The following is an 18,998-nucleotide window of genomic DNA, read 5'->3' as shown; positions in this document are numbered from 1 at the left end:
TGGCAAGGGAATGACCATTCCCTGCGTCCCGCGCCTTGCGTGGCGCCATTTGACGCAGCAACGCGGCTCGCTACGAAACATCAACAGACCCTAGGCAAGGCATCATGAATTTCTCGTCGTTCTCCGAATTCATCGCCATGGGCAACCATGGCCTGTATGTCTGGACGTCCTACGGCATCAGCCTGGCGGTCCTGATTCTCAACGTGGCGCTGCCGACCATGGCGCGCCGGCGTTATCTGCAAGACGAGGCGCGTCGTTTGCGCCGGGAGGAAATGAAGTGAATCCTGTGCGCAAGAAGCGTCTGTTCATCGTGCTGGCCATTCTGGCAGGCGTCGGTATCGCGGTGGCGCTGGCATTGTCTGCTCTGCAAGAGAACATCAACCTGTTCTACACGCCGACGCAGATCGCTGCGGGCGAAGCCCCGGAGGGCACGCGGATTCGGGCCGGTGGCCTGGTCGAGGCAGGGTCGGTGAAGCGCAGCAGCGACTCGCTCACCGTCTCCTTCCGTGTCACCGATAACAATGAGACGGTGACCATCCAGTACCAGGGCATCCTCCCCGATCTGTTCCGTGAAGGGCAGGGCATCGTTGCCCTCGGCCGCGTGAATGCCGACGGCGTTCTGGTGGCCGATGAGGTACTTGCCAAGCATGACGAGAACTACATGCCGCCGGAAGTCAGCCAGGCGCTGGAGCAGAGCGGGATGATGAAGCATTACGAAGGCGACAAGCAGGAGTATGCGAAATGATCCCCGAGCTCGGTCATCTGGCGATGATTCTGGCGCTGTGCCTGGCGGTCGTGCAGGGCACGCTTCCACTGATCGGCGCCTGGCGCGGTGATCATCAGTGGATGGGTTTGGCGCAACCGGCTGCCTGGGGACAGTTTTCCTTCCTGGCGTTCTCCTTCGCCTGCCTCACCTATGCGTTCATGGTGGACGATTTCTCCGTGGCCTACGTCGCGCAGAACTCCAACAGCGCCTTGCCCTGGTACTACAAATTCAGTGCGGTATGGGGCGCGCACGAAGGCTCGTTGCTATTGTGGGCCTTCATTTTGTCCGCCTGGACCTTCGCCGTCGCGATCTTCTCGCGCCAGTTGCCTGACGACATGCTGGCGCGGGTATTGGGCGTGATGGGATTGATCAGTATCGGCTTCCTGCTGTTCCTGATTGTCACCTCCAATCCCTTCGAGCGCCTGCTGCCACAAGCGCCGATGGACGGCCGTGACCTGAATCCGCTGCTGCAGGACTTCGGTCTGGTGGTACATCCGCCGATGCTCTACATGGGGTATGTCGGTTTCTCCGTGGCCTTTTCGTTCGCCATTGCCGCATTGCTCGGTGGCCGACTCGATGCCGCCTGGGCGCGCTGGTCGCGCCCCTGGACGCTGATTGCCTGGGCCTTCCTGGGCACGGGTATTGCCCTGGGTTCATGGTGGGCCTATTACGAACTGGGCTGGGGCGGCTGGTGGTTCTGGGATCCAGTGGAGAACGCGTCCTTCATGCCGTGGCTGGTAGGCACCGCGTTGATTCATTCTCTGGCGGTGACAGAGAAGCGTGGCGTGTTCAAAAGCTGGACCGTGCTGTTGGCTATCGCAGCGTTCTCGCTCAGCCTGTTGGGTACATTCCTGGTTCGTTCAGGGGTACTTACCTCGGTGCACGCGTTTGCAACTGACCCGGAACGCGGCGTGTTCATTCTGGCGTTCCTGCTGTTGGTAGTCGGCGGATCGCTGACCTTGTTCGCACTGCGCGCGCCGGTGGTGAAGAGCCAGATCGGCTTTGGTCTGTGGTCGCGTGAGACCCTGCTGCTGATTAATAACCTGCTGTTGGTCGTCGCCACCTCGATGATTCTGCTGGGTACGCTCTATCCACTGCTGCTCGATGCGCTGTCGAACACCAAGCTTTCGGTCGGCCCCCCTTATTTCAATGCCATGTTCCTGCCGCTCGTTGGTGCGCTGATGCTTGCAATCGGCGTGGGGGTGCTGGTGCGCTGGAAAGACACGCCGGTGAAATGGTTGATGGGCATGCTGGCGCCGGTGCTGATCACCAGCGCTGTCCTGGGCGGGCTAGGCTCGATGCTGTTCGGCGACTTCCATTGGGCTGTGCTGGCTGTCTGTCTGCTGGCAGCCTGGGTGGTAGCTGCGGGGACGCGCGACATACTCGACAAGACTCGCCACAAGGGCCTGCTGAAAGGCGTGCGGAGCCTGGCGCCGAGCTATTGGGGGATGCAATTGGCGCACCTGGGGTTGGTGGTCTGTGCCTTGGGCGTGGTGCTGACGAGCCTGCAAAGCGATGAGCGCGACCTGCGTCTGGCGCCCGGGGAGTCGCTGCAATTGGGCGGTTACAGCTTCGTCTTCGACGGAGCCAAGCACTTCGAAGGGCCCAACTTCACCTCCGACATGGGCACCATCCGTGTCTTCGATGGCGAAAAGCAAGTCGCGACGCTGCATCCAGAGAAGCGCCTCTATACCGTGCAGCAGATGCCGATGACCGAGGCGGGCATCGATGCAGGCTTCACCCGTGACCTCTATGTGGCACTGGGCGAGCCCCTGGAGAACGGTGCCTGGGCGGTGCGGGTACACATCAAGCCGTTCGTGCGCTGGATCTGGCTGGGCGCCCTGATGATGTCGCTGGGTGGTGTGCTGTCGGTTTGCGACAAACGTTACCGGGTGAAAGTCAGGTCCCGCGTCCGCGACGCACTCGGTTTGGCCCAGCAAGGAGCCTGAGATGAAAAGACTTTTGATGTTGCTGCCGTTGGCGATCTTTCTGCTGGTCGCCGTGTTTCTCTATCGCGGATTGTTCCTGGACCCGACCGAGCTGCCGTCGGCGCTGATCGGCAAGCCACTGCCGTCATTTTCCCTGCCTTCGGTCGAGGATCCGCAGCGGTTGATCACTGCGGAAGATATCAAGGGCAAGCCGGCGCTGGTCAACGTCTGGGCAACCTGGTGCGTGGCCTGCAAGGTCGAACATCCGGTGCTCAACAAGCTTGCGGCTCAAGGCGTGAACATCCATGGCGTCAACTACAAGGATGACAACGCCGACGCCCAGGAATGGCTCAAGGATTTTCACGATCCTTACCAGCTGAACATTCGCGACGAGCAGGGCAGCCTGGGGCTGGATCTGGGCGTGTACGGTGCACCGGAAACCTTTCTCGTCGATAAGCAGGGCATCATTCGCCACAAGTATGTCGGCGTCATCGATGAGCGCGTCTGGCGTGAGCAGCTCGCCGCGTTGTACCAGGAGCTGGTGGACGAATGAGACAGCTGATTCGGGGGGTACTGCTGGCGCTGTGTCTGGCGGGCGGCGCGCAGGCCGCTATCGATGCCTATGAATTCAAGGATGAGGCCGAGCGGGAACGTTACCGCACGCTGGTCGAGGAGCTGCGCTGCCCCAAATGCCAGAACCAGAACATTGCCGACTCCAACGCACCCATCGCCATGGACCTGCGTCGCGAAATCTACCGCATGCTGGGAGAAGGGCAGAGCAACGAGCAAATCATCGATTACCTCGTTGCGCGTTACGGCGACTTTGTACGCTATAAGCCGCCTGTGAACGCCAAGACACTCGTGCTCTGGTATGGCCCGGTCGCCTTGCTCGTCCTCGGGGGCGGTGTACTGGCGGTCATCCTGATGCGGCGTCGCCGGGGCATGGCCGACCAAGCGTCGAACACACTTTCCGAGGCCGAGCGTGCACGCCTCGCTACGTTGCTGGATAAAAAAGACCCATGATCGATTTCTGGATAGGTGCCGGCCTGCTGCTGCTGGCCGCCCTGGCGTTCCTGATGCTCCCCCTGTTGCGCGGGCGTCGTGTACAGGCAGAAGAGGACCGGACGGCACTGAACGTCGCGCTCTATGAAGAGCGGCTCGGTGAACTGGCTGCACAACGGGCTGCTGGGACCCTCACGCTGGAACAGTTCGAGATGGGACGTGCCGATGCGGCGCGTGAGCTGCTCGACGACACAGAAGGTGGCGAAACCCGCCGAAACAGTGACTTGGGCCGGGCCGTCCCATTGATCGCGGCGATCCTCGTGCCGCTGATTGGTTACGGTCTGTATTCGCATTGGGGGGCGAGCGATAAGCTGCAATTGGCACGGGAATTCACCGAGCAACCCAAAACCATTGAAGAGATGATTGCGCGGCTGGAGCGCGCGGTGAAGGCGCAGCCCGAGTCCACCGAGGCGTGGTACTTCCTGGCCCGAACCTACATGAGTCAGGAACGCCCCGCCGATGCAGCCGCCGCCTACGAGCAGCTCATCAACCTGGCCGGTCGTCAGCCGGAGCTCTTGGGGCAGTGGGCGCAGGCGCTCTATTTCGCGGAAGATCGCCAATGGTCGGCGCAGATGCAACAGCTGACCGACGAAGCGTTAAAGGGCGATCCTAACGAGGTCACCAGCCTTGGTCTGTTGGGCATCGCGGCATACGAGGGTGAGCGCTTCGAGGAGGCAATAGCGTTCTGGGAGCGACTGGTCGCGACTCTGCCGGTCGAAGACCCGTCTCGCGAAGCCATTCAGGGCGGTATCGCTCGAGCGCGCGAGCAGCTCGGCGAACCGGCATCGGCAAGGGTGAAGGAGCCTGCAGGCGAGACGGCCGCTGTCGACGCCGGCCTGAAGGTCGACGTACGATTGGACGCGGCGCTTACCGATGACGTGCAGCCGACTGATACGGTGTTCGTTTTCGCCCGCGCGATGTCTGGGCCGCCGATGCCACTGGCAGTGAAGCGCCTGACCGTCGCCGATCTGCCTGCTACGGTCAGTTTGAGCGATGCCGATGCGATGACTCCGCAGCTTCGCTTGTCCAACTTCGAACAGGTCAGGCTGCTTGCCCGTATTTCCCGAGATGGGAACGCCCTTCAAGGCGAGTGGAAGGGCAGCAGTGAACCGCTGGCGTTGGGTCACGACGACACGGTCGAGCTGATCATCAACCAACCTGACACGCCCTGATCTCGCGTGGCACTCAAGAGGCCCGGAACAATGGCGATGAACTCGGTTTCGACAGGCGCATATCGTCTATCAAAAATGGGCGGCGCAATGGTGCTGGCGCTGCTGTTGGGAGCCTGTGCGGGAAATCCGTATCAGACATCGGAGCCGACACGCCGGCCGCTTCCGCCGGTATCGGAGCCTCGCGAACCCGTCACCAGCCCACCGCCGGTTCGCACACCACCGGCACCACGCCCGCCAGCGACTCAGAAAAGCCACCCGCGTTACGCGCCACCTCCTCATGCCGCTGCGCATTGGGACAATCGCCTGGGTGTCTATGTCGTGGAAGGGCGCAACATGTTCTATCGCGAGCGGCTTTACTACCGTTGGGATGGCGACTGGTATTGCTCTGGCCGTCCCGATGGTCCCTGGGAGCCAGTTGCGCCTCCCAGCGTTCCGACGGGGCTACGCGGTCTGCATTGAGCTCCGACTTTTATCCGCGGTTGTGCTAAAGGCGAATCGAGGTTTGCCGATAAAGGTTTCAGGCACAGCAATCGTGCCGGGCAGCCGTCCAGGCTAGGCCTTGTAATCAGTTCATCCGGAGCGGATCCATGAGTGCAGCAGTCAAACGTCTCGAAGAAACCGGCAACGCGCTGCGCGACGCGATGGTTCAACAGGATTGGACGTCGATCAGCGTCCTGGATCTGCAATGCCGTCAAGTCATCGACGACGCGATGGTTGAACCTCGCGAGGACGAGCCGGCGATTCGTCAGCGATTGCAGGAGCTGGTGAGCCTTTATCGTGAATTGGTCATGACCTGTCAGGCCGAGCAGCGGCGTGTCGCGGATGAGCTGATCCAGCTCAATCAATCTCAGCACGGTGCCAACGTCTATAAGCTGTTTGGCTGACCTGAGGCATGCCAAACCTGCGATACCATTGGCCGGCTGCCGTTCTGTTGGCTGCACGGAGTATCAATCTGTAACGCCGGGATCCTTTTGCGCCTGAAGCAGCGTGACGGTAAACCTAATTACCCGCCCGCAACGCGATGCGCCCCTCAGCTTCGTTCGATACAGTCAAGTCACGCTTCGCTAGCGAGCGCTGCCGGCATTCTGACCGGCACATTTGTATCCTTTCTGCCCCTGTATCGATGAAGAGATGCATTTAATGGTCTTTTTGTCGTTGAATCACGTCATAAATTTGACTCGCGACGTTTTTTTTAATTTACTAACGGCTATCTGCCGATGACGTAGTCGTTTCTAGCGAGACGAGCGCAGGCTTTCTTTCAGCCTCTAGAGCTATAAACAAGATGTGGCGTGAAACCAAGATTTTGTTGATAGATGACGATAGGGATCGTCGCCGGGATTTGACCGTCATTCTGAACTTTCTGAGTGAGGATCATCTGGCCTGCGCCAGCAGTGAGTGGCGGGGCGCCGTCGACGCGCTTGAATCAAGTCGCAGCGTACTCGGCGTCATGCTCGGTAACGTCTCAGCCAAGGGCGGCGCGGTAGAGTTGCTCAAACAGATCAGTAAGTGGGATGAAAATCTTCCGCTCATGCTGATCGGCGAGCCCGTTCCGGCAGATTGGCCGGACGAGATCCGTCGGCGCGTGCTGACCAGTCTCGAGATGCCGCCGAGCTACAACAAGCTGCTTGATTCCCTTCATCGCGCCCAGGTTTACCGGGAGATGAACGACCAGGCCAAGGCGCGCGGGCGGCAGCGCGAACCCAATTTGTTCCGCAGCCTGGTCGGCACCAGCCGCGCGGTACAGCATGTCCGGCAGATGATGCAGCAGGTCGCGGATACCGAGGCGAGCGTGTTGATCCTCGGAGAGTCGGGCACCGGCAAGGAAGTCGTTGCGCGCAATCTGCACTATCACTCCAAGCGCCGTGGCGGGCCATTCGTTCCTGTTAACTGCGGGGCGATTCCGGCCGAGTTGCTGGAAAGCGAATTGTTTGGACATGAGAAGGGTGCGTTTACCGGGGCGATTTCGTCTCGTGCTGGGCGGTTCGAGTTGGCCGAAGGCGGGACGCTATTTCTCGATGAGATCGGTGACATGCCGCTGCCCATGCAAGTCAAGCTGCTGCGAGTCCTGCAGGAGCGCACCTTCGAGCGCGTGGGTAGCAACCGTACGCAGAATGCCGATGTACGCATAATCGCCGCGACCCACAAGGACCTGGAGAAGATGATCGTGGACGGTAGCTTCCGCGAGGATCTCTATTACCGCCTTAATGTGTTCCCTATCGAAATGGCCCCGCTGCGCGAGCGTATCGAGGATATTCCGCTGCTGATGAACGAACTCATCTCGCGAATGGAGCATGAGAAGCGAGGCTCGATTCGCTTCAACTCCGCCGCGATCATGTCGCTATGCCGTCACGATTGGCCAGGCAATGTCCGTGAGCTGGCTAATCTGGTCGAGCGTATGGCGATCATGCATCCCTATGGGGTAATCGGCGTGATGGAGCTGCCGAAGAAATTCCGTCATGTCGATGATGATGACGAGCAGTACGCCATCAATATGCACGATGAAATGGAGGAGCGCGCCGCGATCAACGCCCCCATCGTTGCTGCCGATGCGCACGCCATGCTTCCGATCGAAGGGCTCGATCTGAAGGAATATCTGGGCAATCTGGAGCAGGGCCTCATCCAGCAGGCGCTTGAGGATGCAAACGGGGTCGTCGCACGTGCGGCCGAACGCCTGCGAATTCGCCGAACGACCCTCGTTGAAAAAATGCGCAAGTACGGCATGAACCGCCGCGACGACGACATCGACGAGTGATCCCCCGCCACGCCGCTAAATCCGGCGGCGTGGCATTCCCCTCTTCCTCTTCATGCCGCGGCATGATCCTTGCTGCCATCACTTCACCGACCATCTTTTTGACGGATACGAGTGCCAGTGACTTCCGCGTCTTCTTCATCGGCTTTAATCCAGCATCCCGCCAAGACCGCCGCAAGCGGCGAGCTTGAGCAATCGCTCGCACTGTTTACCCGTATGTCCGGCCGGCTGGGTGAATCCCAACAGCTGCTGCAGGCGCGTGTGGCCGAGTTGAGGGGCCAATTGGCTGAAACCAGCGCACAGCGCTTGCAGGAGCTCGGTGAGAAGGAGCGGCTGGCCAATCGGTTGCAGAGCCTGCTTGATCTGCTGCCCGGTGGCGTCATCGTCATAGACGGCCAGGGAGTTATTCGCGAAGCCAATCCAGTGGCCCTCGACCTTCTAGGTGAGCCACTCGAAGGACTGCTCTGGCGAGAGGTAATCGCTCGTAGCTTCGCGCCGCGCAAAGACGACGGTCACGAAATCTCGCTGAAGGATGGGCGTCGCGTTTCCATCGCAACGCGCTCGTTGAACGGCGAACCCGGACAATTGGTTCTGCTGACCGACCTGACCGAGACGAGGCGGCTGCAAGACCAGCTCGCGCGTAACGAACGCTTGTCTGCGCTGGGGCGGATGGTGGCGTCGTTGGCGCATCAAATCCGCACGCCACTTTCCACTGCGTTGCTCTATGCCAGCCACTTGGAGCAGGGCGGGCTATCCGTCGAGCATCAGCAGCGCTTCGCCGGGCGCCTCAAGGATCGTCTTAACGAACTGGAGCATCAGGTTCGTGACATGCTGATATTTGCCCGGGGTGATCTACCGCTGAAGGATCGATTGACTCCGGTCGAACTGCTGGCGGCACTGCGCGCCTCGGCCGAGACGCGGGTGGACGGCGTCAACGTCCGCTGGCAGTGCGATGTACAGGGTGGCGCGCTGCTATGCAACCGCGACACCTTGGTGGGTGCGCTGCTCAACCTGATCGAGAACGCGCTTCAAGCGGCAGGCACTGACCCGAGGTTGAAAGTCCATCTCTACGCGCGTGGCCCGATGTTGCGTATCAGCATCAGCGACAACGGTGTCGGGATCGATGCTGCAACGCTGGCTCGGCTTGGCGAGCCATTCTTCACCACCCGCGCGACGGGGACGGGGCTGGGGCTGGCCGTTGTCAAATCGGTGGCGCGAGCGCATTCGGGTGCGCTTGAGTTGCGCTCCCGGCCGGCCCGAGGAACCTGCGCCACCTTGCAACTGCCATTGCTTCCGGTGTGTACGCCGGCACTTTCGGAATGAGTCCCATGACCGCAAAAATCCTGTTGGTGGAGGACGACCGCGCGCTGCGTGAGGCTCTGGGCGATACGCTGGAGCTCGGTGGCTATTCCTACCTCGCTGTGGATTGCGCCGAGACCGCCTTGCTGGCTTTGGAGCGGGACGGTTTCGGTCTGGTCGTCAGTGACGTGAACATGCCCGGCATGGATGGCCATGCGCTGCAGGCGCTGATCCGCCAGCGCTATCCGCAGCTGCCGGTCCTGCTGATGACGGCATACGGTGCCGTCGAACGAGCGGTCGAGGCCATGCGTCAGGGAGCGGTGGATTACCTGGTCAAGCCGTTCGAGCCGAAGGTCTTGCTCGGATTGGTTGCGCGGCATGCCAGCGGGCAGATTGGTGCAGACGAGGAGGGGCCGGTTGCAGTCGAGCCGGCAAGCCGGCAACTGCTGGCATTGGCGGCGCGAGTGGCGCGGAGCGATTCGACGGTGCTGGTTTCTGGCGAGTCAGGCACCGGCAAGGAGGTGCTAGCCCGCTATATTCACCAGCAATCCTCGCGCGCCAAAGGACCATTCATAGCAATCAATTGCGCGGCGATACCGGACAACATGCTCGAAGCGACGCTGTTCGGCCACGAAAAAGGCGCCTTCACCGGCGCCATCGCGACGCAGCCGGGCAAGTTCGAACTGGCCGAAGGCGGCACGCTGTTGCTCGATGAAATCTCCGAGATGCCGCTGGCGTTGCAGGCCAAGTTGCTTCGTGTGTTGCAGGAGCGGGAGGTCGAGCGTGTCGGCGGCCGCAAGCCGATACCGCTGGATATCCGGATCGTCGCCACGACCAATCGCGATCTGGCTGATGAGGTTCGTAGCGGACGCTTCCGTGAAGATCTGTTCTATCGCCTCTCGGTGTTTCCACTCGCCTGGCCGGCATTGCGCGATCGGCCTGCGGACATCGTACCGCTTGCTGAGCGGCTGCTGGCCGACCATGCGGTGAAGATGCGTCAGCCAGGCGTAAGGCTCACAGGCGAGGCACGTCAATCCCTGCTAGGCCATTCATGGCCCGGCAATGTTCGCGAGCTCGACAATGCCATTCAGCGCGCACTGATCTTGCAACAGGGCGGTCAGATCCGACCGGACGATTTTTGTCTGACGGCGGCGGCTGGTCTCGCCTCGTTGGTACGAAGTCCAGGGGGCGCTGAGGCTGTGCCAGCCGCCCAGGCATCGCCTATGGCTCCGCCCGCTGCTGCCGAAACGGTTAGTGCGCTGGGTGAAGACCTGCGTCGCCGCGAATTCGAGCTGATCCTCGATACCTTGCGTGCCGAACGCGGACGCCGCAAGGAGACTGCCGACCGGCTGGGCATCAGTGCGCGTACCCTGCGTTACAAGCTGGCTCAGATGCGTGACGCCGGCATGGACCCGGAAGCCGCCTTGTATGCCAGTTGAAACGATCACTAACGGGCAGCTCTGATAAGCTCCGGCCTTCATCGCGCATGAGGGTTTGGATGTGGACGAAGGGTTCTGGCAACGGCGTTGGGCACGTAACGAAATCGGATTTCATCTGAGCGAGATCAATCCTTATCTGCGCCGTCATTGGCCGCGTTTGCGTCTGGCCGTAGGCACCCGGGTCTTGGTGCCGTTGTGCGGTAAGAGTCTCGACATGGCTTGGTTAGCTGAGCAAGGCTTTGCAGTGCTCGGTGTCGAGCTGAGCGAGCGCGCCGTCGAAGATTTTTTCGCCGAGCAGGGTCTGATCGCCGAGGTAAGCGTTCTGGGCGAGTACAAAGTCTACCGTGCCGGTGCGCTGGAAATACGCTGTGGTGATTTCTTCGCCCTGAACCAAGACGACGTGGCTGATTGCCAAGCACTGTACGACCGTGCCGCGTTGATTGCACTGCCGCCGGAAATGCGCGAGCGTTACGTCGAACATCTGGCGAATGTTCTCGCGCCGAGCTGCCAGGGCCTGCTGGTTACCCTGGATTATGAGCAGGCGCAAATGCCCGGCCCGCCATTCGCGGTGAGCGATGCAGAGGTTCAGCAGTCCCTGTGCTCGCGCTGGGAAATCGAATTGCTGGAACGGGCGAACGTGCTGGATGGCAATTGGAAGTTTCTTGAGCGCGGTCTGACCCGCCTGGAAGAAAGCTGCTACCGACTCGGTCCGCGCTCGTGAATATCTACGATCCAGAGTGACGGCAGCAGCTAGAAACCTGCAGGCCAGTGGCGGTAGTTGCAGGTTTCCTGTTATCCGTGGACACGCTTGGCTTCACTTGTTGCTCTGAAGCTGGCGGATGAACACGTCGGCTTCGTCGATAGCCCGCTGCATGTCGGCCAGCAGCTGGTCAACATTCCCTTCGAGCGTGCGGTATTCGCCCTGAAGCGCACCAATGGCACGGGCGTTGAGGTTGTGTTTGAGAAACAACACCTGATCACGCAGCACATCGAGCACCGGATCAATGCGTTTCTCCGCTGCCTTCATGCGTTGCAGCAATAAGCGATAGTCCTTCTGGGTGCGCTCGAGATCCTTGGCGCTAGCCGCCTTCAGACTTGCGTTGCTGTACTCGCCGAGCTCCTGTTTCCATTCTTTGAATAGGGCATTGGCAACGTCCTCCACCGCCTCGATCCTGTTTCGTACATCGAGAGCGCTGTTCTCGCTGGCTTCGAATTCGCTGTTCAGCGCCTCGTAGCGCTCCTCGAGCTCGCCACCCTGCACCTGTACGACGCTGCGATAACGTTCGAGGGCGTCCTTGAATTGCTCCTTGGCCTGCTGCTGCGAATCGCGAGCATCCTCGACGCGGTCGATCAGAATGTCGCGCTTGTGCAGCCCAACCTTTTCCATTGCCGAGTAATAGGCGCTCTGGCAGCCGACCAGGGCGAGCAGGGCGAGCAGGGCGAAGCCGAGTAGGAGGAGGCGGCGCATGGTGATATCCCTTGTTCGATGAGTGCGCTTGCTTCGACAGGCATACAGCCACTACGTGCAAAGCATGGGCGAAAAAAAAGGGCGGTCAATGCCGCCCTTTTTTGATCCGCTCGTTCAGCCGCGCTGACGCAGGGCTTCGATACGGTCTTCCAGCGATGGGTGTGTCATCAGCAGCCCGGCAAATCCGTTACGCAGGGCACCGTTGATGCTGAAGGCCTTCAGGCTGTCCGGCATGTCGACCGGCACGCCTTGTTCCGCGCGCAACCGCTGGAGGGCGCCGATCATGGCGCTGGTGCCGGCCAGATGTGCGCCTGCTTCGTCGGCGCGGAACTCACGTTTGCGCGAGAACCACATCACGATGATGCTGGCGAGAATACCCAGTACCAGCTCGGCGAAGATGGTCGCGACGAAGTAGCCGATGCCATGGCCGTCTTCGTTCTTAAGGATTACTCGGTCGACGAAGCTGCCGAAGATTCGCGCAAAGAACATCACGAAGGTGTTCACCACACCCTGAATCAGCGCAAGGGTCACCATATCGCCGTTGGACACGTGGCCAATCTCATGAGCCAGTACTGCCTTGACCTCATCCGGAGAAAAGCGCTCGAGCAGGCCTTGGCTGACGGCGACCAGTGCGTCGTTCTTGTTCCAGCCAGTCGCGAAGGCGTTGGCTTCATAGGCCGGGAAAATCCCAACTTCGGGCATCTTGATGCCGGCGTCGCGGGAAAGCTGTTCGACGGTCTGCAGCAGCCACTGCTCATGGCGCGTGCGAGGTTGGCTGATGATCTCGGTGCGGGTGCTCATCTTCGCCATCCACTTTGAGATGAACAGCGAAATCAACGCGCCGGCGAAACCGAAGACGGCGCAGAAAGCCAGTAGGCTGCCGTAGTTCTGACCCGTGTAGCGATCCACTCCGAGTAGCTTCAGGGTGACGCTGGCGACGACCAATACAGCTAGGTTAGTGGCCAGGAACAAGAAAATGCGCATCATGTTGCGGCAGACTCCAGGGAGAACAATAAGAACGATAGGCTATATAAGGTGCTGGTCGGCGCTATTCAACCGAGCGACTATTTCAAGCTATGTCGCCTGTGTTGCAGGCGCGCTCAGGGGTGGCTGGTTAGCGAGCGGGTGAACAGCTGGCGGGTCAGTTGTGCCAGCCGCTCGCCGTGACCGTCGCGTCGCGCCTGGCGAAGTTGGTGCGCCAGGCTCGAGTGCACCCGGCGTACGCTGGGAGGTAATGTTTCGCTGCCGTTCGCGGCTTCAGGTAGTGAGCTGGTCAAGCGCAGAAGCGCCTTTTCGGTCAGCACGGCCTGGTCGATGGCGAGAAACTGAATGGTGGTTTCGAAGCGCAAATACCCTTCTTCCGCCAGCCATAGCAACGCGCCCAGGCAGCTTTGGTGACGCTTGCTGGGCAGGCCGAACTCGTCGGGCTCTTCATGGCCGATCAGGTCTTCGACATACAGCGTTATCTTCCGTGGGAAGGCCTGATAAAGCATCAATAGGCCAGCCGTGGCGTCCCGGTAAAAGTCGTCAATCTGCAGGTCCATCGAAGACTACTGGCTGTATGTCTTGAGAAAATTGCCGATGCGCCCGATCGCTTGTTCGAGGTCGTCCACCCGCGGCAGGGTGACCACACGGAAGTGATCCGGCCACGGCCAGTTGAATGCGGTGCCCTGGACGATCAGCAGCTTTTCGGACAGCAGCAGGTCGAGTACGAACTTTTCATCGTTATGGATCGGGCAGATCTTCGGATCGATCCGGGGGAAGGCGTAGAGCGCGCCCATGGGCTTCACGCAACTGATGCCGGGAATGTCGTTGAGCAACTCCCAGGTGCGGTTGCGTTGCTCAAGTAGCCGGCCCGGCGGCAGCACCAGATCATTGATACTCTGATAGCCGCCCAGGGCGGTCTGGATGGCGTGCTGGGATGGCACATTGGCGCACAGGCGCATGTTGGCCAGTATGTCGATTCCTTCGATGTAGCTCTGCGCCTTGTGCTTGGGCCCCGAGATCACGACCCAGCCTGAGCGGAAGCCGGCAACCCGGTAGGATTTGGACAGTCCGTTGAACGTCAGGCAGAGCACATCCGGCGCCAGGGACGCGGTGCATATGTGCACCGCATCGTCATAAAGAATCTTGTCGTAGATTTCGTCGGAGAACAGCACCAGATTGTGCTGGCGCGCCAGTTCGACCATACCTTCCAGCACTTCGCGGGGGTAGACCGCGCCGGTCGGGTTGTTCGGGTTGATCAGGACCAGCGCCTTGGTGTTTGGCGTAATCTTGGCCTTGATGTCGGCCAGATCCGGCCACCAGTTGGCTTGCTCGTCGCAGAGGTAATGAACCGGCTTGCCGCCTGCCAGGCTCACGGCCGCGGTCCACAATGGGTAATCTGGTGCTGGAATCAGCACTTCGTCGCCATTGTTCAGAAGCGCCTGCATGGACATCACGATCAGCTCGGACACGCCGTTGCCAAGGTAGATGTCTTCGATGGTCACGCCTTCTACCTGCTTCTGCTGGTAGTACTGCATGATGGCCTTGCGTGCACTGAACAGGCCCTTGGAATCGCTGTAGCCTTGCGCGGTGGGCAAGTTGCGGATCACGTCCTGAAGGATTTCCTCGGGAGCCTCGAAACCGAACGGCGCCGGATTGCCGATGTTCAGCTTGAGGATGCGATGGCCTTCCTCTTCCAGGCGTTTGGCGTGCTTGAGCACTGGCCCGCGGATGTCGTAGCAGACATTAGCGAGCTTGTTCGATTTGCTGACCTGCATGATCCTGAGTGTCCCGAAGTGAAGACGCGCCCGACTTTTAATGGCTGGCGTCGTTTGGCATGAACCCGGGCGCCTTGGCAGCCGGAAACCCCGCTGCCAGACTAGGCGTCTAAGAGCAACGCATCATACGTGCGGTCTGATCACCGGAAAAGGTACAGATCCGCCTTTTTTAGAGAGGGTCTGTTCCGCTTCGCTCGCGGCCGCACCGTCCAAAAAACAGGCTGGCCTTTCGGGTTGCCCGGCACATCTCGCCATGCGGCGTTGCGGGAGTTGCAAGGGAACAACCATTACCTGCCTCCGCGCGATCCACATGGATGTGGTGAATGCGGCAAGCCCGCCGGGAGCGGGCGCTGCCTTGCCTGGCGAAATTTGACGCAGCAACGCGGTTAGCGACGAAACGGAAACAGACCCTTAGGAGGTGTACCGATGGACAAGCTTGAAAAACCGCTCGAAACCTGGCGCGAAGAACTCTCCGACGAGCAGTTTCAGGTGTGCCGGCTGGGGGCGACAGAGCGCCCGTTTACCGGCAAATACAACGAAACCAAGACACCTGGCATCTATCACTGCGCCTGTTGCGATGCGCCGTTATTCGACTCGGATGCCAAGTTCGATTCCGGCTGTGGCTGGCCGAGCTACTTCCAACCCGTCAGCGACACGGCCATTGCCAGCGTCGATGACTTCAGTCACGGCATGCATCGAATCGAGGTCAAGTGCGCGCGCTGCGATGCGCACCTGGGCCATGTGTTCCCCGATGGCCCGGCGCCGACCGGTCTGCGCTATTGCATCAACTCGGCTTCTCTCAACCACAAGCCGCGCGACGCGTAAAGGCGCTTCGTAACGCATCAACGGAATACTGCCATGCGCGATCCGCTATTCGATCTACCCTGCATTACCATTGATGGCCAGCAGAAGGCGCTGGCCGATTTCGATGCCAAAGTGTTGCTGGTGGTCAACACGGCCAGCGAGTGTGGCTTCACGCCCCAATACAAGGGGCTGGAGGCGCTGTGGAAGCGCTATCGCGAGCGGGGTTTGGTGGTGCTCGGATTCCCCTGTGACCAGTTCGGCCATCAGGAGCCAGGGAACGAAACGCAGATCGCGACTTTCTGCGAGCGCAACTTCGGTGTCAGCTTTCCGCTGTTCGCTAAAGTTCAGGTCAATGGCGGCGAGGCCCACCCGCTGTTCGTGCAGTTGAAGAGACGCGCGCCGGGCCTGCTTGGCAGTCGGGCTATCAAGTGGAACTTCACCAAGTTTCTGATTGCTGATGAAGGGCGGTCGATCGAGCGCTTCTCGTCGAGAACAGCTCCGGAGGCGCTGGCAGCGCACATCGAAACCCACCTTAAGTGAGCCTCCGCTGCCCATGCCTCGCCATGGGTAGCCTGTGTTCTGGAGTCGTTGAAATGGATGCCGAGCTCAAAACTTTTCTGCAGCGCGCCGATGCGTTGATGACGCGCCTGGAACCGCTTCTGCCGGCCCCCCGCGCGTCGATTGACTGGAGCTGCTCCCTGGCCGCGCGTTGGCATCACGAGGGGCAGGGAGGCTACCTGCAGCCGTTAAACGTGTCCCTCGACGTGCGTCTGGCTGATCTGATCGGTATCGATCGCCAGCGAGAGTTGCTGTCGAACAATACCCGGCAGTTCGTTTCGGGCCTGCCGGCGAACCATGTACTGCTATGGGGCGCGCGCGGGACAGGCAAGTCCTCGCTGATCCGCGCGCTGCTGGCCGAGCACGCGTCTGCAGGCCTGCGCTTGATAGAGATCGAGCGCGACCATCTCGCCGATCTACCGAAGGTCGTCGATCAGCTTGCTGCTCAGCCGCAGCATTTCGTGGTGTTCTGCGATGACCTTTCGTTCGAGGCGGGCGAGGGCGACTACCGCGTGCTCAAAAGCGTGCTGGATGGCTCGCTGGAGCGGGCGCCGGAAAACGTTCTGTTGTATGCGACCTCGAATCGCCGCCATCTGGTCCCGGAGCGTCAGAGCGATAACGAGCACTGGCAGATGATTGATGGCGAGCTGCATCCCAACGAAGCGGTTGAGGACAAGATTGCGCTCTCGGATCGCTTCGGTCTTTGGTTATCGTTCTACCCCTTTAGCCAGGAACACTACTTGAGCGTGGTGCAGCACTGGATCGGCTCGCTGGCCGAACAGGCCGGACTCAGCTGGAGCTGGGATGAAGCGCTGGAGAAGGATGCGATTCGCTGGGCCACGGCCAGGGGCAACCGCAACGGCCGCTGCGCCTACCAGTTTGCCCGGCAATGGGTGGGGATTCGCCTGCTTTGAGCCGGTGGTAGGACTCGCTGACTCTGGCATGCAGCGGCCGGTGTGTGCTTAGTCGGTTTGAGGGGCGGCGCGGCATTCGCCGCGGGTCGCGCCTCCAACAAGAAGCCATCGCGCGCCCGCTGCTCTTGTGAGGATCCCTCGGCGCGCCTTTTGCTGCTCTGTGCGAGCCTGCCTCGGGCGAAGCCTCTGCTGCGAGTCCGCGCGGCGATGGATGGCCGCTACGCCGGCGCGCCCGCTGCTTCTCTGTGGGAGGTGCGCCCCGCGGCGAAGCTATTGCTTTTCGGTAGGGCAGGCCGCATCGGCGTCAGCTGGGCTGGGCCGCCCTCTTGCTCATTTCGACGAGCTTTGCGGTCATACGTTGTTCGCCTGGTAGCAGGCTTTGCACGGAGGCAAGCGCCTTCACCCGCTCGAAATGCGCCGCCAGCGCTGGCCATCGATTGGCGTCGATCAGTTCGCCGCCATGCTCCATGTTGATCAGCTGACAGGTGAAGGCGATGTCGCCCATCGAGAGCTGATCGCCAACAAAATAGGATTTATTGCCCAGCTGACGCTCCAGGTAGTCAAAGTGCGGGGGCAATTTTTCGTTCAGTGCAGTCTGCACACTGTCTTCGTTGCATGAACGACCCGCGCTAGGCTTCAGGATGCGATTGCGGAAAACCCCGAACGTGGTCAAAGGGGCAAGCTCATAGTCGGCGTACTTTTCGATCCAGCGTATCTGTGCGCATTCCGCCGGGCTGTTTCCGTAGAGTGGCGCGGTCTGTTCGTAGGTCTCTTCGAGGTACTGGCAGATGACGCTGGAGTCGGCGAGACAGAGCTCGCCATCCTTCATGGCCGGGATACGACCAAGCGGATTGAGCTGCAGGTACCACTCGGGTGGGGTGAAAGGCATGACGACTTCGAGCTGGTAGTCCAAGCCTTTTTCCAGCAAGCAAAGACGTACCTTGCGAACGAATGGCGACAGCGGGGCACCGAACACGGTCAGGGACATCGAGATTCTCCACGGCAAAACAGATAGAAGGACGCAGCCGGGAGCGAGCGAATCAATACCAAGTGTGCTACGCACCGAGGCCGCAGGTGCGTCTTGCTGCTCAGGCCACTGCCTGCACTCGTCCCGGCCTACGCCTAGTAAATGTTGTTCTTTTTCCAATCTTCTTCGCTTTCGAGATGCTTCAAACCTTCGGCTAGCGCGCTGGGTTCGTCAAGCTTCGGTTGCTGTTGGGTCTGCTCGAGTTTGTTGGCGTGGGCGTAGCTCGCTTCGAGCTGTTCCAACACGGACTGGTAGTCTGCCGGGTTGGCTTGCTTGCGGACGTGCTGAATGCCCCGTTCGAAGGCGAGACGAGCCTTGTGCGCGTTGCCTTGCTGTAGAGCGTGTTGGCCGGCATTGGTGAAATACTCGACGTGCAGCATCACCATCATCTGTTGGATCTGTTGAATCCAGCGTTTGGCAGCCGTTGTATCCAGCTGGTTCTGCTTGTTGGCCCAAATGATCTGGGCATGCAGGTCTTCCAGCAACAGGCGGATCTCCTTGGCCTGGGCCTCGGTGATCACTTTCACCGGCGCGTTTTGCACCGGAATCTCGTCACCTTTAGCAACGTTGGTACGCAGGGCGTCGACACGAGCCTTTAAAGCAGTGCTCTTCTTATCTAATGGCAGCAGTCGTTCGCCCAGGTGCAGTTCCAGGCGCGCCAGCAGCATTTTGAGCGAAGGCGTCATCATCTGACCTGGAAAACTCTCGGAAAGATTGGCGCAGCGGCGCATTCGATCGCTGAGTTCGGCGCGCACACGAGCCTTTTCCAGATTGTTCTTCTCAACGATCTGGTTGATCACACCAATCGCTATCAACACCAACAGGCCAGCAATGACCAATCCTGCAATCAGAACGGGGGACACGAGACGCACCTCTCTAACCGGGCAGTTTTTTGCCGAGTGTAGAGTGTTGGATGGCAAGCTGATAGCGCAACGCAGCGTCCGCATGCAGGCATGAATTTTTTTTCACGCCATGCTTGACGGCCATTCCAAGGCTCCATAGAATGCGCGCCACTTGCAGCGTGAAGCACATCGCAGACGCTGGAAGCCG

The 18,998-nt window shown here is 60.3% G+C and carries 21 protein-coding genes; 15 read left to right on the top strand and 6 right to left on the bottom strand.

Annotation, left to right across the window (positions count from 1 at the left end):
• Positions 1–104: 104 nt before the first annotated feature.
• The 12 genes from ccmD (at position 105) to H3028_RS08695 (ending at position 11,136) form a co-directional block, all read left to right on the top strand.
• The gene (gene ccmD, locus H3028_RS08745; RefSeq protein ID WP_181296644.1) at positions 105–281 is read left to right on the top strand and encodes a heme exporter protein CcmD; all 177 of its coding nucleotides are present in this window, start codon (positions 105–107) and stop codon (positions 279–281) included.
• A complete protein-coding gene (gene ccmE, locus H3028_RS08740) occupies positions 278–745 on the top strand; it encodes a cytochrome c maturation protein CcmE (protein WP_168424939.1) in 468 nt (155 codons plus the stop codon). Before ccmD ends, ccmE begins: the two co-directional genes overlap by 4 nt.
• Complete coding sequence (locus H3028_RS08735; RefSeq protein ID WP_181296643.1) at positions 742–2,715, top strand: heme lyase CcmF/NrfE family subunit; 1,974 nt, start codon at positions 742–744, stop codon at positions 2,713–2,715. The genes ccmE and H3028_RS08735 overlap by 4 nt, the downstream gene beginning before the upstream one ends.
• A 1-nt stretch (position 2,716) precedes the next feature.
• Positions 2,717–3,247 carry a DsbE family thiol:disulfide interchange protein gene (locus H3028_RS08730; RefSeq protein WP_181296642.1) on the top strand — a complete coding sequence of 177 codons (531 nt, stop codon included), beginning with the start codon at positions 2,717–2,719 and terminating at the stop codon, positions 3,245–3,247.
• A complete protein-coding gene (locus H3028_RS08725) occupies positions 3,244–3,717 on the top strand; it encodes a cytochrome c-type biogenesis protein (protein WP_181296641.1) in 474 nt (157 codons plus the stop codon). Before H3028_RS08730 ends, H3028_RS08725 begins: the two co-directional genes overlap by 4 nt.
• Positions 3,714–4,928 carry a c-type cytochrome biogenesis protein CcmI gene (gene ccmI, locus H3028_RS08720; RefSeq protein ID WP_181296640.1) on the top strand — a complete coding sequence of 405 codons (1,215 nt, stop codon included), beginning with the start codon at positions 3,714–3,716 and terminating at the stop codon, positions 4,926–4,928. The genes H3028_RS08725 and ccmI overlap by 4 nt, the downstream gene beginning before the upstream one ends.
• A gap of 36 nt (positions 4,929–4,964) precedes the next feature.
• Positions 4,965–5,387, top strand: coding sequence for a hypothetical protein (locus tag H3028_RS21245; RefSeq protein WP_375154401.1), 423 nt, complete (start codon positions 4,965–4,967; stop codon positions 5,385–5,387).
• A gap of 128 nt (positions 5,388–5,515) precedes the next feature.
• On the top strand, positions 5,516–5,812 hold the full coding sequence (locus tag H3028_RS08715) for a flagellar protein FliT (RefSeq protein WP_181296639.1): 297 nt from the start codon (positions 5,516–5,518) through the stop codon (positions 5,810–5,812).
• Between the two features lie 398 nt (positions 5,813–6,210).
• Positions 6,211–7,680, top strand: coding sequence for a sigma-54 dependent transcriptional regulator (locus tag H3028_RS08710; protein ID WP_181296638.1), 1,470 nt, complete (start codon positions 6,211–6,213; stop codon positions 7,678–7,680).
• Positions 7,681–7,893: 213 nt separating this feature from the next.
• The gene (locus H3028_RS08705) at positions 7,894–9,000 is read left to right on the top strand and encodes an ATP-binding protein (protein ID WP_181297098.1); all 1,107 of its coding nucleotides are present in this window, start codon (positions 7,894–7,896) and stop codon (positions 8,998–9,000) included.
• A 5-nt stretch (positions 9,001–9,005) separates the two neighbouring features.
• Positions 9,006–10,415 (top strand): sigma-54 dependent transcriptional regulator, encoded by a 1,410-nt coding sequence (locus tag H3028_RS08700; RefSeq protein ID WP_181296637.1) that lies wholly within the window; start codon positions 9,006–9,008, stop codon positions 10,413–10,415.
• 61 nt (positions 10,416–10,476) lie between these two features.
• Positions 10,477–11,136: a thiopurine S-methyltransferase gene (locus tag H3028_RS08695; RefSeq protein WP_181296636.1), complete on the top strand. Its 660-nt coding sequence runs from the start codon at positions 10,477–10,479 to the stop codon at positions 11,134–11,136.
• Positions 11,137–11,229: 93 nt separating this feature from the next.
• Here H3028_RS08695 and H3028_RS08690 read toward each other — a convergent pair whose 3' ends face one another.
• The 4 genes from H3028_RS08690 to H3028_RS08675 all read right to left on the bottom strand — a co-directional run bounded on the left by H3028_RS08690 (position 11,230) and on the right by H3028_RS08675 (position 14,645).
• Entirely contained in the window at positions 11,230–11,883 is a 654-nt protein-coding gene (locus H3028_RS08690; protein WP_181296635.1) for a DUF2959 domain-containing protein, read from the bottom strand.
• A 114-nt stretch (positions 11,884–11,997) separates the two neighbouring features.
• Positions 11,998–12,870 carry a protease HtpX gene (gene htpX, locus H3028_RS08685; protein ID WP_181296634.1) on the bottom strand — a complete coding sequence of 291 codons (873 nt, stop codon included), beginning with the start codon at positions 12,868–12,870 and terminating at the stop codon, positions 11,998–12,000.
• Between the two features lie 113 nt (positions 12,871–12,983).
• Complete coding sequence (locus H3028_RS08680; protein WP_181296633.1) at positions 12,984–13,427, bottom strand: hypothetical protein; 444 nt, start codon at positions 13,425–13,427, stop codon at positions 12,984–12,986.
• A gap of 6 nt (positions 13,428–13,433) precedes the next feature.
• Positions 13,434–14,645 carry a pyridoxal phosphate-dependent aminotransferase gene (locus H3028_RS08675; RefSeq protein WP_181296632.1) on the bottom strand — a complete coding sequence of 404 codons (1,212 nt, stop codon included), beginning with the start codon at positions 14,643–14,645 and terminating at the stop codon, positions 13,434–13,436.
• A gap of 426 nt (positions 14,646–15,071) precedes the next feature.
• On the opposite strand from H3028_RS08675, the gene msrB reads away from it, so the two are divergent.
• Genes msrB through H3028_RS08660 form a run of 3 tightly spaced genes read left to right on the top strand, consistent with a single transcriptional unit; the run spans position 15,072 to position 16,921 of the window.
• Positions 15,072–15,470 (top strand): peptide-methionine (R)-S-oxide reductase MsrB, encoded by a 399-nt coding sequence (gene msrB, locus H3028_RS08670; protein WP_181296631.1) that lies wholly within the window; start codon positions 15,072–15,074, stop codon positions 15,468–15,470.
• Positions 15,471–15,503: 33 nt separating this feature from the next.
• A complete protein-coding gene (locus H3028_RS08665; RefSeq protein ID WP_181296630.1) occupies positions 15,504–15,989 on the top strand; it encodes a glutathione peroxidase in 486 nt (161 codons plus the stop codon).
• Between the two features lie 53 nt (positions 15,990–16,042).
• Positions 16,043–16,921 carry an ATP-binding protein gene (locus tag H3028_RS08660; protein WP_181296629.1) on the top strand — a complete coding sequence of 293 codons (879 nt, stop codon included), beginning with the start codon at positions 16,043–16,045 and terminating at the stop codon, positions 16,919–16,921.
• A gap of 304 nt (positions 16,922–17,225) precedes the next feature.
• Here the strand turns inward: H3028_RS08660 and H3028_RS08655 are convergent, their stop codons facing one another.
• Positions 17,226–17,909 (bottom strand): glutathione S-transferase family protein, encoded by a 684-nt coding sequence (locus tag H3028_RS08655; RefSeq protein WP_181297097.1) that lies wholly within the window; start codon positions 17,907–17,909, stop codon positions 17,226–17,228.
• A 134-nt stretch (positions 17,910–18,043) separates the two neighbouring features.
• Positions 18,044–18,811 carry a hypothetical protein gene (locus H3028_RS08650; RefSeq protein WP_181296628.1) on the bottom strand — a complete coding sequence of 256 codons (768 nt, stop codon included), beginning with the start codon at positions 18,809–18,811 and terminating at the stop codon, positions 18,044–18,046.
• Positions 18,812–18,998 lie beyond the last annotated feature (187 nt).

It is taken from the genome of Pseudomonas sp. Q2-TVG4-2, assembly GCF_013620795.1.
GTDB lineage: Bacteria > Pseudomonadota > Gammaproteobacteria > Pseudomonadales > Pseudomonadaceae > Stutzerimonas.
Note: the sequence above shows the minus strand (reverse complement) of the source record. Positions and strands in the feature narration are given on the sequence as shown.